The sequence below is a fragment of the Solidesulfovibrio carbinolicus genome, from assembly GCF_004135975.1.
GTDB classification, from domain to species: domain Bacteria; phylum Desulfobacterota; class Desulfovibrionia; order Desulfovibrionales; family Desulfovibrionaceae; genus Solidesulfovibrio; species Solidesulfovibrio carbinolicus.
On sequence record NZ_CP026538.1, the window covers coordinates 4,415,494 to 4,429,894 of the forward strand.

The window sequence follows — 14,401 nt, forward strand, 5'->3', positions numbered from 1 at the left end:
GGCACGGCTACTGCAATAGGAAAAATCATCCACGGGGCAACGGCCCAGCGGAACCCGACCACGCCGGCACCGTCCGGCAACCCTACGGAGGTAATTTTCATGCGCGTCAAGTCGCTTCACATCGTTTTCTCGGCTCTGGCCATCCTGGCCCTGACTTCTTCCCTGGCTCTGGCCCGCGGCGGCATGGGCGGCGGCCAGGGCGGCTGCCCCGGCATGGGCGGCGGCTGGGGACAGCTCAGCCCGGAAAAGCAGGCGGCCTTCCAGAAGCTCCATGACGCCTTCGCGGCCAAGACCGCCCAGCTGCGCGCCGACCTCGGCGTCAAGATGGCCGAACTCAACGCCCTGTCCGTGGCTGCCACCCCGGACCAGGCCAAGATCGACGCCGTGACCAAGCAGATCGGCGACTTGCAGGCCAAGCTGCTCTCCGAGCGCACCCAGTTCCGTATCCAGGTGTCCAAGGAAGTCGGCCCGGGCGTGGCCGGCGGCGGCTGTCCCGGCATGGGCGGCGGCATGGGCGGCTACCACGGCGGCGGCTGCCAGTAACGACGAACGCTTCGGGGCCAGACGAGTCCTCCGTCCGGCCCCGCAGCCGACCCCATTGAGGCAGCCATGTGCGCGATCCCCGGTTTCCCCTTCTTCCCGGGCGGATGGCTGACCATGCTGCTCCTGCTCGTCCTCGCCGCCCTGATCGTTTCGGGTCTGGCCCGGACCCGAAACGACAAACGGCGGCAAGCGGTGCGACGCGGCGCGGCCGCCGACCGCGACGACGCCCTGGACATCCTGCGACGGCGATTGGCCGAGGGGGCGATAAGCCCTGAAGACTACGACCGGCTGCGCAAAATCGTCGCCGCCCCGGCAACCGACGGGAACAGATAGGCAGTTCCTGTTGATTCCATAGACGTACCCCCGTGTTGACAAACCTCTGTCTCCTTCCCCAACCCGAAGCGGCCCCGTGGCCGCTTCGGGCCTTTTGAACCGATGACTTTTGCCGGCGACGTTGCTACCGTTCCGGCCCCACAACACCACGCAGCACAAAGGAGCGCCCATGGGCACCAAAACATCCGGCGAGGCGACGGTAGGTCGCAGCGCCGCCCTCCTCGGGGCCGGGCTGGCCCTTCTGGCCGGCATCTTTCTGGGATTCACCATTCGCGGCATGATGGACAGCCCGTCCAAGGGCAGCGCGCCCGCCGCCCAGCAGCAGATGCCGCCGCCCCAAGCCCAGCAGCAGGCGCAGCCGGTTGCTCCGGCCCTGCTCGACCGCATCAAGGCCCTGGAAAAACAGACCCAGCTCGAACCGGCCAACGTGGCCGCCTGGACGGAGCTGGGCAATCTCTATTTCGACACCGACCAGCCCGAAAAGGCCATCCCGGCCTATGAGAAGTCGCTGACCCTGGAGCCGGGCAACCCCGATGTGCTCACCGATCTGGGCGTCATGTACCGCCACGTGAACAAGTTCGACAAAGCGCTGGAGTGCTTCAACAAGGCCCTGGCCATCAACGCCGCCCACGTCATCGCCAGCTACAACAAGAGCATCGTGCTGGAGCACGACAAGAACGACCGCGCCGGCGCGGTGGCGGCGCTGAAGGCCCTGGCCGCCAAAAACCCGCAAGCCGTGCTGCCCGGCAACAAGCCCGTGGCCCAGGCCATCCAGGAGCTGTCGCAGTAGCGGGAGCGAATGGATGGTTTGATTTGGAAGAGTCGGCCGAGCGCCGAGAAAAGCGAAAGCCCCGGGAAACCGGGGCTTTTTTATGGCGTCGATGCTGCAGCGCAAGGCGCGCCGTTCCGGCGGCGGCCCAGGAACAACCACCTCAGTTGCGCGTGCCGTCGAACTCCAGGGCGACGAAATGGCGTCCCGGACCGACAGGGACGGTCACGACGTTGCCCGGACCCCGCTCGGGCCGGGCCGGCACGCCGTCCACCATGGCCCGCCAGGCCGGATGGTAGGGCAGGGAAAAGGCCACCTGGCCGGCCGCCTCGGCCGTGACCGCGGCAAAGGCGTTGTAGGGATCGGCGGAAAAACAGGTCGCCGGCAGGATGGCCATGGGTTCGGTGGCAATGGAGCGCACCTCGCCCTGGGCTCCGGGCTCGGCGGCGTTGAGCTCGTAGCCCGGCTCGGCCACGCCGGAAACGGGCAGCGGCACGTCGATGTCGTTGTCTCCCGGACCAAGCAGCAGGCTGAGCGGCTGGCCCGCGCCCTTGAGCAGCAGGTCCATGCGGCCGGTGCAGGCCACCCGCATCCGCACCCGCAGGAGGTTGCGCTCTCCGGGCGCGGCCCCGGCCGGATAGAGCCGGCCGTAGGGCAAAAGCTTGTGGCGGGCCAAAAGGCCCTGCCAGCGCGGCACGACGGCAAGCTTTTCGCCGGCCGGGGCGTCGGGCAGGAAATGGGCCATGCCCTGGTAGCCGCCGTAGCGGAAAAGCCCAAGGCCCTCGGGCAGGCTCTTGCCGGGGGGCAGCTCGGCCGGGGTCAGGGCGAACCGGGGATCGGCCAGGGTCTGGCGCTCCACGGCCTCGTCCTGGCGGGCGTAGAGGTATTTGACGCCCCACAGGGTCAGCAGCTCGGGCGTGAGCTGGTGGGGATAGGCCGGCGGCGAGACCGGGGCGCGCAGGGCGGCGAAGAACAATCCCGGCCCCAAGGGCAGATACTGGCCCCGGGCGCGCAGAAAGACCGTCATCTGCACGGGGAAGATGCCCGAGGCGTGGTATTCAACGATGTTGCAATCGCCTTCGCCGGCCAGGGCCGCGCCCAGAGCCGCGTCCGGGTCGGCGGGGCCGGCGGCGGGCGGCGTCACCGGCGCTTCAAGGCGCTTGTAGACGGCGTAGATGTCGTCCTGGAAAAACGTGTAGGGCTCGCGAGGCAGGTCGCGGCCGGCGTCAAACAGGGCCACCTGCTCGTAGCCGGGGCTGGCGAAAAGCGGCATGAGCGGATTGGAGCGCACCCAGAACACGTAGTCGGGCCGCAGGGTTTCGGTTTCCCCGCCGTCCTGGCCCAAAAGCAGGATGCGGTGGCGGAAGGGGTCGAGCAGATAGCGGTCGCTGAAAACCAGATGGGCCGAAGGGGCCAGCGGGATGCCGACCGAGGCTCCGGCCGCAACGTTGGCCTCGAACCAGCCCTGGGCCATCTGCCGGGTGCTCTGGCCGCAGGAAAAACGCAGCACGTCGAGGTTGGCGGCCATGGTGGCGACGACCAGGCCCGCCGCCAGGACGTCCAGGCCCAGGACGGCCCGGCGCGAGCCGGCCCCGAGCGTGGCCAGCCAGTCGAACAGCAAGGCGGCGAGCACCGCCGTCAACAAGGACTGGCCGTAATAATAGTAGGTGATGTTGCCGACCACGTGGTCGTTGGCCACGAACCACAAGAACAGGAGCTGGAGCACGTACAGGGCGGTCAGGCAGTTGACGGCCGTGACCCGCCGGCCTTCCCGGACCGAGCGCCAGACGGCGGCCAGGAAGGCCGGGATGGCGACCAGGCCCAGGGCCTTGCCGAGCAAGGCTTCGAAATGGGTCAGGCGAAAGACGATGGTGGCCCAGAAATCGCCCTTGACCGCCGTTTTCTTGTTGAGGCTGGAGTAGCGGACGATGAAGTCGTAAAAGATCCAGGCCCCGGGGATGATGCGGGGGTTGGCCAGGACAAAAAGGCCCAGGCCCAGGCCGGCGGCCTTGGCGACAAGCGCCAGGCCCGGCCCCCGAAACGGCCGCAGCCCCCGTCCGGCCAAGCCGGCCCACAAACAGGCCGCGAAGGGAAAGACCACCGTGGCCATGGTGAATTTCATGGCAAAGGAGACGGCGAGCAAGGCCACGGCCGCGTACAGGTGGCGCGCACGGCCGTCCCGGGCAAAGGCCAGCTGGTAGAGCATGGACAGCATGGTCAGGCCGAAGACCACGCCGTCGGGCTTGAGCCGCAGCTCGAAGCCAGTCAGAAACGGCACGGAAACCATGAGCCAGGCCCCCAGCACCCCGGCCCGTTCGCTGACGTGGTTGCGCAGCAGCCAGAACACGCCCAGGGGAATGGCGAGCAGGAAGGCCAGCTTGTAAAACGAGAAGATCTTGAAGATGCGCAGCATCTCGGCCGGGTACAGCACATACAGGCTGCGGTCCTCGAAACGCTGGACAAAACCGAGCTTGGCCGCGGCCCAGATGACCGGCCGTGCGCCGTGGAGCAGCGGCCCGCCGAAATTGGTGGCCACGTCAAAGGTGTTGGTGGTGGGCCCGTAGTAGCCCAGGGCGTGCATGAGGGAGACCTGGGCGTCGTCTTCGTAGCTGTTGACCGGCAGCGGCTTGTTGGAATTGAAGTTGTAGCCCTGGGGATCGGCCACGCCGCGCATGTTGCAGATGGCGACGGTGTGGACGGCGACAAAGACCAGCAGGGCGGCCAGGACCGACCGGGGCAGACGGTAGGAAATGCGAAAAACGTCGTGGCGCATGGGCTCTTGCTATGGCGCCGGCTGTCCGCCGGCCGGTTGGCGTTTACGCAGCTTGAGGCAGAACTTGTGGGCCATGATGGGCCAGGGCAGCAGGAAGGCCGGGTTGCGGAAGATTTCCTGCTCCGCGATCTCCATGTCCGGGATTTGGGTCAAAAGGGCCAGGAAGGCGTCCTGCTCCCGGACATGGCGGCCTTCTTCCAGGGCCAGGATGAAGCGTTCCATCCAGCCCGGGTTGTCGTGCAGGGCGTAGTCGATGACCACCATGATCCCGTCCGGGGCCAGCAGCCCGGCCGTGTGGTTGAGGATGGAGACGGCGTCGGCGTCGGGCATGTGGTGCAGGGAGCCGCAAAAGAGGATGAAATCAAAGGCGTGGTCGGCCGGGGACAGGGTGCGCACGTCCTGAAGGAGAAAGCGCATGTGCCCCTTGTCGCGGTAGCGTTGGGCGGCCAGGGCGATGGCGTCGGCGTCGATGTCCACGCCCAGGTAGTCGCAGGGGCGTTTGGAGAAATGGACGCTGTCGATGCCCACGGAACAGCCCACTTCCAGGACGCGCCGACGGCCGTCCAGGTGTTTGACGATGGCCCGGCCGCGGTAAAAGAATCCGGCCAGCAGATACTGGGCCGTCAGCCAAAGGCGGGGAAATCGGGACTGCAGCGGCTTTTTTGGCGTCTTTGCGGCGTTGGTCATGGTTTCCGGGCGCCCGCATCAGCCTGTTCGACGCTCATGACGACCCAGTGCTTTTGTCGGGAGGAATTGGTTTTGATGCGCCCCAGCATGAGGGTGAGGATGGAGAAAAAGGCCGCGCACAGGCCCAGGGAGAACACTTCCAGCAGCAGGATGCTCGTCACCCCGGTGGGCAAGATGACTCCGGCCAGGCGCAAGGCCAGGACCACGGCGGCCAGAACAGCCAAAACCGCGAACAGCACGCCCGCCGCGCCGACCACCACCCGGGACGGGAGGTCCGAATACAGGATCAGCGCCCGAAGCGACAGGCGGATCAGCCCGGGGATGGCCACTTTGGAGGTGCCGCCGCCCCGGGCCTGGCGATCCAGGAGCAGGCCCTTTTGGCGGTAGCCCACCCAGGCCCGCAGTCCCGGGAAATAGGGGTCCGCGTCGGCGCAATCGACGATCTGTCGGGCCACGGGGGTCCGTATGACGCTGAAGGTGCCGGCGTTTTGCGGAATGGGAAAATGGGACGTGCGGGAGAGCAGCCGGTAGAATTTCGGGGCGAACACGCGCATGACCCAGCCGTCGTGGCGTTCGGCCCGCACGGCGTAGACGACGTCCTGGTCGTCGCTGACATCCAGCAGCGAAACAAAGTCTTCGGGCCGATCCTGCAGATCGCCGTCGATGGTCCCGATCCAGTCCGCCCCCACCTCTTCGGCCAGGCGGCAGCCCTGTTCGCAGCCGGCGAGCAAGGCGGATTGATGGCCGAAATTGCGGGAAAGGCGCACGAGGCGGATGGGCACGGACAAGATGTTGATATGCTTTTGGACGAGGGTGACGGTCTGGTCGGTGGAGCCGTCGTCCACGGCCACGATCCCTTTCAAACGATGGCCGAGGCCGTCGACCAGGCGATTGAAAAAGTTGTCGATGTTCTCTTCTTCATTGAAGAAAGGAACAACAACGACAAGAGACTGGTCTTGAGCCATGGGCGTATCCCTACTGGCGGCACGACAAGCTTGTCAAGCCTGGGCCGGGGCGGCGGTGGCAGGAGGCTTATGGCCGTTTGCCGCGCTCCTGGCTTTCCATGAAGGCTCGCGGCACGGCTTTTATAGCCGTTTGGTAGCCCTTTTTCCGCCGGGAGCGAAACCAGGCCAGCACGTCGCGGTCCAGGCGGATGGAGACACGTTCCTTGGTTTCGGACAGCAGGTCACCCAGGCGCACGCGGCCCGAGTCGGTTGGCGAGGGAAGCCGCCTACGCCGTCGCAACACCTCTATCGCCCCCCTGCTAGGCAGGCTGGGCCTCCCCCTCGCCTTGGGGCTCGGGGTCGGGGGGCGGCGGGACCACCGCCGCCGCCGTCACGCCCGAGGGATGGGCGTAACGATCATTGAGCGTCTGGATGAACCGCTCGCTGTCGGCGATCACCGACACCAGCATCTTGCGGTATTTGACCCCCCAGCCGGCCGGCTCGGAACGGAAAATCGAACGCCACGGCGCGGTGTTCTTGTAAAACGCCCGCAACAGCCCCTCGCGAAGCGGGCCGTGCGGATACGTCTTGGACACCAGCCGGGCCACCGAGGCCGCCGACCACTTGCGGGCCAGCATATGCAGCCAGCCCGCCACACCAAGGCTCATCAGCAAGAATAAAATCGTGCTCCAGGCCTCGCCGAACACCCAGCCAAGCCACCCAGGCACCACGCCGTTGGTGAAGGGATGGCCCGTCAGCACATACAGCGCCGCCAGCACCACGCCCAGCGCGCCGAAAATGCCGCAATCGCGCGACAACGTGCCCGAACGCCAGCGCTGCATCATGCCGCGCAGCTCCGGCACCCGCACGTCCTCCACCTCGCGGGCGAGCTTTTCCAGCTCGCCGACAATGCGGTAGGCCCGCTCCACCCGCACCTGGTTCATGCGGGTGTGGATGCTGGCCATGTCCGCGTCGCGCTTGGCCTCGAACCGCTGGCGCAGGGCCGGGTCGTCGATGGGCACGGCCGAGGTGGGCGAATAGATACGATAAAACTTGCCGGCCGTGAGGCCCTGTTGGGCCAGGGCGCGCTGCCACGCGCCCACGACCTCTTCAGGGTTGTCCTCACGGGCGGCAATGTCCATTTGGTTGAGGATGAAGATGAACTTGTTGGAATCGCGGCGGTTGATCGTGGCCGCCACGAGATGGGTGAGCGTGTCGCGCATGGCCCCTGGCTCGGGGCGGCGCGCGTCGAAAAGCACCAGCACCAGATCGGACAGGTCCATGATGTGGTTGGTGATGCGCAAGGTCGAGGTGCGCTGGGCGTCGGCGTCGAAGCCCGGCGAATCGATGAGGATAAGCCCCCGCAGCTTGTCGCTGGGGCAGGTCTTGAGCCGGATGTAGGAGTCGATGCGGCCGCCCTCGCCCGGCTCGACCTTTTCCAGCTCCTCGCTCATCTTGTAAAACGGGAAGCGCAGGTCGGCGTTGAGCGCCGTGCCGGGCAGCACCCGGGATTCGCCGGCGGCGTTGTAGCAGATGACCGTGAACTTGTCGTCCACGGCGTGGGAGCCGGTCTGCTGCACCGGAATGTCAAGATAGTTGTTGATGAAGGTGGACTTGCCGGCCGAAAACGGCCCCAGGATGGAAATAAGCGGCCACCAGGCGATCTGGGAGATGGTGGACTGGTCGTTGCCGATGAGCCCCAGCCCCCGGCAGACCTTGTCGAGTTTGCGAAAACTGCCCACCGCCTCGACAAGCAGCGGATTCTCCAGTTGCAAATGTTCCTTCAGGCTGTTGAGCCTGTCATGCAGCCGGCCGTCTTCCATGCCACCCCCCCCGGCGATAATCAACGTGGCCTTCCGTATCAAATGATTCGGGATTCGTCGAGGCGGCAGGGCCAAAGCGGCGTGAAAATCCCCGGCCGCCCGAAAAAACCTCGCCCGGGCGCAAACCGCGCGGCAACGGTTGCCCCCACCGGCCCTGGGCGGTTAGGCTACGTCCGGCTGCCCGCGCGGCCAGGAGGCCCCCATGCATGAGGAATCCCTTGGCAACGTCATCCGCGATTACGTAACCGGCGAGGAAGTCGTCGAGACCTCCTACGAGGAGTTCCGCCAGGCCCTGGCCAGGCTGCTCGTGGAAGAGCGCGGCTTTCCCAAGGCCCGCCTGATCCCGAAAATCGGCGTCTGCTTCCCGGCCGACGGCCAGGACTACACCCGCATGATCGATCTGGCCGCATCCGACGAAGCCGGGCGCACGCTGCTTTTCGTCATCTTCTGCTCCGGCGAGCCCGGCAGCTACGTCCGCGAATCCCTGGCCGCCGCCCGGGTCTACGACAAAGGCCCCGTGCCGCTGGTGCTGGTTACCGACACCCGCGAGGCCATACTGCTTAACGTCGCGACCGGCCGGGAGATCGGCCGGGGGATGCGGGCCATCCCGCGCTACGAGGAACTGGCCGCCCTGGCCGCGCCCATGGAACCGCTGCCGGGCGACGTGCTCACCCGGGAACGCCGCATCTTATTCGCCTACAGCGAATTCCTCTCCGGCGGCTGCTGCCAGGGAGCCTGCCGGCCAAAGGCGAGAATGTAGAGAAGAGGAAGAGGCCTCCGGCTGCCGGGGGCCTCAGGCCCCCGCCCCCCCCACTTGGAGAGACGGGTCAGGCGGGGGCGGGCTGGAGTTCGATGAGGCCGAGTTTGACGAGTTCGGCGATGAGCGTTTCGCGGCGCAGGGGCTTGGGCAGATAGACGTCGGCGCGGCCGTGGAAAAACGACTCGCTGACGTGGCGGGTGTCGGTCAGCACGGAAATCATGATGAGCTTGAAGGGCTCGCGGCGACCCGGCCGTTCCTCCTCAATGCGCCGCAGCTCCTGCACCACCATGTTGCCGTCCATGCCGGGCAGCAGGATGTCCATGAACACGGCGGTAAAGGGGCGGTCCTCGTCCAGGGCGGCCTCATAGGCGGCCACGGCCTCAAGCCCGGTGGAGGCGGTGATGCACTCGGCGTAAGCCGACAGGAACGTACGCAAAAAAAGGATGATGCTCTCGTCGTCATCAACGATGAGAAACCGCATGGGAGCAAGAGACGGCACGGCTGATGTCGGTGAGACGAACGACATGAAGCTAGCTACGATGTTTCGGGCTGCCCGGCAAGGGCGTCGTTCCGGGGTTGCGGCCCGACGAAAATGACGTTGAGGGCTGCGAAGTAGCCGCCCAGAGTGGCGGCCATGGCCAGGGCTTCCTCCTGGCGTCCGTCGTGGATGGCGGCTTCGGCGGCGGCGGCCAGGGCGGCGGCGTCCGGGAGTTCGTAGGTGCCGGCGGCGCCTTTGACGTTATGAGCCAGTCGGCGGGCCTCGTCCGTGTCGCCGGCGGCCAGGGCGGGCGCGATGCCGGCCAGATGCCGCATCTGGGTTTCGAGAAACCGCAGATAAAGGGGCTTAAGGGTCTGGCTGACGCGGACGGTCGTCGGCAGCCTGGAAAATGTCGCGTTCATGCCGTCTCCGTGCTTGGCCATCTTGACGCATCCGGCGCTGTCCATTTAGGAATGACCCGCGCGCCCGTAGCTCAGCCGGATAGAGCGTCGGACTTCGAATCCGCAGGCCGGGAGTTCGAATCTCTCCGGGCGCGCCAGTTAACTCTGTAGCGCAAGTGCTATCTGTTGCCCCAGCCGGGCCAGAGCCTCTCGCTCCCCAGCGCCATTCTCATCGCTCAAGCGCAGTTTCGGGCTTTTGCCAGCCCGTCAGCAGTCCCATCTACGCCGCAGCCGCCGCAGGCCGCAGCCACCAACCACGACGCCAAGAACATGGTATTGTGCCCTTTAGCTTTTTTTCGGCATGTAGGAAAGTTCGAAGGAATCCGTATCCTTTTTCTCGCTGTTAACCAAGTCTTCCCGGTACTTGTCAACCTGATCCATTGACGCGGACATTCCCCCTTTCTTGAACAAGCCGATGCGGCTCCCCCGACTTCCTTTACGGCGCTTGCCGCCGGGCGAGTGCTCTGGGCACGCTCGGGAGAGCTTCAGACTTCGCGGCTTCCAGGGGGGATTAAGAAGACGCTTGGGGGCGGGCACGGCGGGCTGCGGCGACAAGCCCCCTGCCCTGGCCGAGGCTGATGGCCTTGACAGAAAGTACCTTTATGGTAACTTTTTTCATGGAAAAACGAAAGCCGACGTATGACCTGGGCTCTTTCCAGGATGCGGCGAGAAGGGGCGAAGTCGCCGTGACGAGAACCGCCGCCCAGGCTGCCCAACGCCTCGGCTTCGATTACGATGGCATGATGGCGGTCATTGAGAGCATGAACCGCAGGCACTTTTACAAATCCATGACCGCCTACGCCGACAACGCGGCCTGGCAAGACGTGTACCATGTGCCGACATCCGCCGGGATTTTGTACGTGAAATTCATGGCTGGAAGGATTTCGGCCTTTGACCTGCTCTCTTTCAAGGAGAAATAGCATGGAAACACATCCCCTGTGCCACGAGGACGGAACCGAAATGGTCCGTGACGTGAGGCCGGTGGAATTTTCCTACAAGGGCCAGACCATGACTGTCGCCATGCCCGGATGGTATTGCCCGAAATGCGGGGAAGGCCTCTATACCCGTGCGGACATGAAGGTCTCCGACCGGGCACTAAACGCCATGAAGGCGAGGTGCGAGGGGCTGTTGGACGGCCCGCAGGTCAAGCGCATCCGCAAAAAGCTCGGGCTGACCCAGGCGGCGGCCGGCGACCTCATCGGCGGCGGACCGAAGGCGTTCACCAAGTATGAAAAGGGGGACGCCCTGACCAGCCGGGCCGTGACCAACCTGTTGAAGGTGCTGGACGCCTTGCCTGACGCGCTGACCATCCTTCGGGAAAATCAGGACCGTCCTTCCTGCTGAGGCTTCTTGGCGTCCTGCCTCGTTGCATGCCCCGGCAGAGTGCCCCTGCCCAAAACCCTTGCCAGCCTCACAGCCCCCCGTCGCCCCTTCCCCCACGGCGCACAGTCTGTCGCTCTTGCCATGGGCGTATTCCCCGGCATAGGCCGCCAAAATCGCCCCGCTCATCTGGCCGAAACGGGGCTTTAACTCCTCGCAACGCGGGGTGTTGTGCATTCCACGCCCTTTCGCTCGCTGCGAATCAGACCCACTTCGCGCAACACCCGAAAATGTTGCGACAGCGTGGACTTGGGCACCACGCGATCCGGGAGGTTCAAAAAGTCCGAGGCCGAAACGCCAGTCCACCTTGCCCCTCGGCGTTGCCCCAAAAAAAAGGGGGGCTCGGATGAGCCCCCGCGCAGGAGATGAAGGAGAGGTCAAAATGATAGGGAGGTATCACTTTGCTCTTGTCGCTTTAACATTCCAAATTCCGTGCCAGCCCTCAAACCCTGTCGGTTTTCAAAAATTCTCCATCGATTTAGGTCACTACGCCCAAGCTAATCGAATGCTCCGAAAACATGGCTCAGGGAACATCTCCTGTTTTACGGCAAAATAGCAATAATTGCTGAAAAACAGGATTTCTGTCGCCCCTCTTCCAACAGAAAAGTACCCGCCCCCACGTTGACGCCAACTCCAGTCGAACACGCCAAGGAGCGGACCCCGGCGCAACGGCGATCTCCGGGCTCGTGTCACGTCCGCGAAAAGCGCATATGGTGTTTTGCAGGCAACAAGCTAAAATCCTATTTTTTATAAAAAATACTATCGTATTTTTAAGGGACGTAACCTAGACCGGCCGGCCCGACGCCGCCAGCTCTTCCACCAGTCGGGCCAGCCGGGCCAGGTCCAAGGGCTTTTCGATGTAGCCGTCCATGCCCGCCGCCAGGAACTTTTCCTTGTCGCCGGCCATGGCGTAAGCGGTCATGGCCACGATGGGCACCCCGGAGAGCCGGGCGAACTCCGGCGCGGTCCGGATGCGGCGCGTGGCCGCCACCCCGTCGAGCTCGGGCATGTGGACGTCCATGAGCACCACGTCCACGGCCTCGCGGGCCAGGATGTCCAGGGCTTCCAGGCCGGTGGTGGCCGCCAGAACGGCAAGACCCTGCTTTTCCAGATACTGCCGAGCAGCCAGCCGGTTGATGGCGTCGTCTTCCACCAGCAGCACCACCGCTCTGCCCTCCGGCAAGAGGCCTGCCGGAGGGGCGGTTTGGCCGATTTGCGCCGGCGGCGCGGCCTCGGCCTCGGACGCTGCGGCGAGAACAGCCGTGCCGGCCGGGACGACCACCGGCAGGCAGCCGTAGACCGTGGTGCCACCCGGGGCGTTGTCCACGGCCAGCTCGCCGCCAAGCAGGGCGATCAAGCGGCTGACGATGGACAGCCCAAGCCCGACGCCGAAGCGGGATTGCTGCCCGGGATGGTCGCCCTGGGCAAAAGGCTCGAAAATCTCCCGCAGCCGGGCGTCCGGGATGCCCACACCGGAGTCGGCCACGGAAAACACCAGGGGCGTACGGCCGTCCGGCCGGGCGGGCAGGCTCCACATATCCACCCGGACAAAGCCCAGACCCGTGAATTTCACGGCATTGCCCACGAGATTAAACAGGATTTGGAGCAGCCTGACCTCGTCGCTCTCCATGCGGGCCGGCAGACCGGGATGCAGCGAGAATTCCAGGATCAGCCCTTTCTCCCGGGCCGCCAGGGCAAAGACTTCCAGGATGGCGGCGCGCAGGTTGGCTGTCTCGAAGGGGGCCAGGCGCAGGTCCAGCCTGCCGGCCTCGATGCGCGACAGGTCGAGGATGTCGGAGAGCAGGTCGCTTAAGCGCCGGGTCGATTTGAGGGCCGCCGTCACATACTCGTGCTGCTCGCCGTCCAGTGTGGTGGTCAGCAGCAGCTCCAGCATGCCGGCCACGCCGCCAAGGGGTGTGCGCAGTTCGTGGCTCATGTTGGCCAGGAAGGCGGATTTGGCCCGGCTGGCCGCCTCGGCCTGATGCTTGGCCTGGCGCAGCTCGTCCTCGGCCTGTTTGCGAACGGTGGCGTCATTGATCAGCAGCAGGGCATGGTTTTGACCTCCCCGCACGAACCGGACCAGCCGCCATTCCAGCCAGATCGGCTTGCCGAAGGTGGACACCACCCGGGCTTCGCTGTGAAACGTCCGGCCGTTGTCCAGGGTTTCCAGGATCTCGGACAGCAGACCGCAGGCGCGCCAGGACTCAAGCTCGTTGAAATTCTGGCTTTGCAACGCCTCCCGGTCGCCGCCGACGATGCGGGCGAAGCTGGCGTTGACCGAAAGACATTGTCCGTCCCGGCGGTAGACGCCAATCCCCAGGGGCGAGGCTTCCAGGATGGCCGTGTTGAGTTCCAGCAGTTCTTGCAGGGCTGCGGTCCGGGCGGCCACGAGGTCTTCCAGTTCGGCCTGTTGCCGCCGGGCCGTTTCCCACTCGCGGCGAAGCCTAGCCGCCAGGGCGGCGGAAAGCGCCAGGATGGCGGCCACGGCCGCCGCCGTGCCCAACCCCAGCAGCCAGGCCACCCGCCGCCACCCCGCCAGCAGGCTGTCCAGGGGCAAGGACAGGCACACCGACATGGAAAATCCCGGCACGTCCCGGGCCCGGCTGATGCTTTCGCCCGGAATGGGACACGGCACGCCCTGGCCGTCCAGCCGCCCGGGGACGGGATAGGCGGCCAGGGGCAGGCCGTCCCCCCGGCGCAGGACGATGGTGGCGTCATGGGGCAACTTGAGGGCGGTGTAGATGTCGAGAAAATACTGCACGTCGATGGCCGCCATGAGCACGCCGGCAAAAACGCCCGAAGGGGTGTCGATGCGGCGCGACAGGCTGATCATCCAGGCGTTGTTGACCCGGTTGCGCAGCGGTTCGGAGATAAACAGGAAGTCGCCGTCCGCGGCCTTCTGGGCCGTGAAGTACTCGCGGTCGGCCACCATGACCCGGGGCGTGGGCCATTCCCGGGAATGGCCGCGCATCTTGCCGTCGGCGTCAAAGGCGAGCAGCGCCTGCCCCTGGAGCAGGCCGCGAAAATTGGCCCGCAGGATGTCGTGGATTTTTTCCTCGTCGGCCGGCCAGGTCGTCCAGTCGCTTTCCAGCTGCATTTTCGCGTCGGAAAGCTTGGTGTTGATCTCCTGAAAGGCCAGGGCGGTCTGATTGGCCAGGACAAAGGACAGCCGGTCCAGATCCTTGCCGACTTCCTCGATCTGGCTGGAGCGCAAGAGATACAGCACGCCGCCGCAGCCCACGGCCAGCACGCAACTCAGCGCGATACCGGCGAACACGACATGAAGACTGGAACGCATCGGCAAGCCTCTCTCAAGGACCTTAATCCTGGCAACAACACCTTGGAGCATTGAAAAAATGCTGAAGAATTTCTAGTTGCGCCCCTTGGAACGACAATTGCTCTCTTGTTGCAATGACATCGTCACAAATCATTTCGCCAGAACGCCGCCGA

General features: G+C 65.3%; 14 protein-coding genes and 1 tRNA gene. 7 read left to right on the top strand and 8 right to left on the bottom strand.

Features of this window, described 5'->3' with window-relative positions:
- Positions 1 to 99 precede the first annotated feature (99 nt).
- The 3 genes from C3Y92_RS19750 to C3Y92_RS19760 all read left to right on the top strand — a co-directional run bounded on the left by C3Y92_RS19750 (position 100) and on the right by C3Y92_RS19760 (position 1,666).
- Positions 100 to 543 carry a periplasmic heavy metal sensor gene (locus tag C3Y92_RS19750; protein ID WP_129355556.1) on the top strand — a complete coding sequence of 148 codons (444 nt, stop codon included), beginning with the start codon at positions 100 to 102 and terminating at the stop codon, positions 541 to 543.
- 66 nt (positions 544 to 609) lie between these two features.
- Positions 610 to 876 (top strand): SHOCT domain-containing protein, encoded by a 267-nt coding sequence (locus tag C3Y92_RS19755; RefSeq protein WP_129355558.1) that lies wholly within the window; start codon positions 610 to 612, stop codon positions 874 to 876.
- A 169-nt stretch (positions 877 to 1,045) separates the two neighbouring features.
- Positions 1,046 to 1,666 (top strand): tetratricopeptide repeat protein, encoded by a 621-nt coding sequence (locus C3Y92_RS19760; RefSeq protein WP_129355560.1) that lies wholly within the window; start codon positions 1,046 to 1,048, stop codon positions 1,664 to 1,666.
- A 142-nt stretch (positions 1,667 to 1,808) separates the two neighbouring features.
- On the opposite strand, the gene C3Y92_RS19765 is transcribed toward C3Y92_RS19760, so the two are convergent.
- The 5 genes from C3Y92_RS19765 to C3Y92_RS19785 form a co-directional block, all read right to left on the bottom strand.
- Positions 1,809 to 4,418, bottom strand: a complete 2,610-nt coding sequence (locus tag C3Y92_RS19765; protein ID WP_129355562.1) for an ArnT family glycosyltransferase — start codon at positions 4,416 to 4,418, stop codon at positions 1,809 to 1,811.
- Positions 4,419 to 4,427: 9 nt separating this feature from the next.
- The gene (locus tag C3Y92_RS19770) at positions 4,428 to 5,105 is read right to left on the bottom strand and encodes a class I SAM-dependent methyltransferase (protein ID WP_129355564.1); all 678 of its coding nucleotides are present in this window, start codon (positions 5,103 to 5,105) and stop codon (positions 4,428 to 4,430) included.
- Entirely contained in the window at positions 5,102 to 6,070 is a 969-nt protein-coding gene (locus tag C3Y92_RS19775; RefSeq protein WP_129355566.1) for a glycosyltransferase family 2 protein, read from the bottom strand. The genes C3Y92_RS19770 and C3Y92_RS19775 overlap by 4 nt, the downstream gene beginning before the upstream one ends.
- Before the next feature lie 67 nt (positions 6,071 to 6,137).
- Positions 6,138 to 6,353 carry a BrnA antitoxin family protein gene (locus tag C3Y92_RS19780; protein ID WP_207214012.1) on the bottom strand — a complete coding sequence of 72 codons (216 nt, stop codon included), beginning with the start codon at positions 6,351 to 6,353 and terminating at the stop codon, positions 6,138 to 6,140.
- Between the two features lie 16 nt (positions 6,354 to 6,369).
- Complete coding sequence (locus C3Y92_RS19785) at positions 6,370 to 7,872, bottom strand: dynamin family protein (protein WP_129355570.1); 1,503 nt, start codon at positions 7,870 to 7,872, stop codon at positions 6,370 to 6,372.
- A 202-nt stretch (positions 7,873 to 8,074) separates the two neighbouring features.
- Here C3Y92_RS19785 and C3Y92_RS19790 point away from each other — a divergent pair, with 202 nt between their 5' ends.
- Positions 8,075 to 8,632: a type I restriction enzyme HsdR N-terminal domain-containing protein gene (locus tag C3Y92_RS19790; RefSeq protein WP_129355572.1), complete on the top strand. Its 558-nt coding sequence runs from the start codon at positions 8,075 to 8,077 to the stop codon at positions 8,630 to 8,632.
- Between the two features lie 67 nt (positions 8,633 to 8,699).
- Here C3Y92_RS19790 and C3Y92_RS19795 read toward each other — a convergent pair whose 3' ends face one another.
- Together C3Y92_RS19795 and C3Y92_RS19800 are read right to left on the bottom strand one after the other, a co-directional pair.
- A complete protein-coding gene (locus tag C3Y92_RS19795) occupies positions 8,700 to 9,131 on the bottom strand; it encodes a response regulator (RefSeq protein ID WP_235669552.1) in 432 nt (143 codons plus the stop codon).
- 35 nt (positions 9,132 to 9,166) lie between these two features.
- Positions 9,167 to 9,532 carry an Hpt domain-containing protein gene (locus C3Y92_RS19800; RefSeq protein WP_129355574.1) on the bottom strand — a complete coding sequence of 122 codons (366 nt, stop codon included), beginning with the start codon at positions 9,530 to 9,532 and terminating at the stop codon, positions 9,167 to 9,169.
- A gap of 60 nt (positions 9,533 to 9,592) precedes the next feature.
- Between C3Y92_RS19800 and C3Y92_RS19805 the strand changes: the two genes are divergently transcribed.
- From C3Y92_RS19805 to C3Y92_RS19815, 3 genes are all read left to right on the top strand, one after another.
- Positions 9,593 to 9,669 (top strand) — tRNA-Arg (locus tag C3Y92_RS19805).
- Positions 9,670 to 10,188: 519 nt separating this feature from the next.
- The gene (locus tag C3Y92_RS19810; protein ID WP_009181706.1) at positions 10,189 to 10,491 is read left to right on the top strand and encodes a type II toxin-antitoxin system MqsR family toxin; all 303 of its coding nucleotides are present in this window, start codon (positions 10,189 to 10,191) and stop codon (positions 10,489 to 10,491) included.
- 1 nt (position 10,492) lies between these two features.
- Complete coding sequence (locus C3Y92_RS19815; protein ID WP_129355576.1) at positions 10,493 to 10,915, top strand: type II toxin-antitoxin system MqsA family antitoxin; 423 nt, start codon at positions 10,493 to 10,495, stop codon at positions 10,913 to 10,915.
- Between the two features lie 820 nt (positions 10,916 to 11,735).
- Here the strand turns inward: C3Y92_RS19815 and C3Y92_RS19825 are convergent.
- A complete protein-coding gene (locus C3Y92_RS19825; protein ID WP_129355578.1) occupies positions 11,736 to 14,249 on the bottom strand; it encodes a response regulator in 2,514 nt (837 codons plus the stop codon).
- Positions 14,250 to 14,401 lie beyond the last annotated feature (152 nt).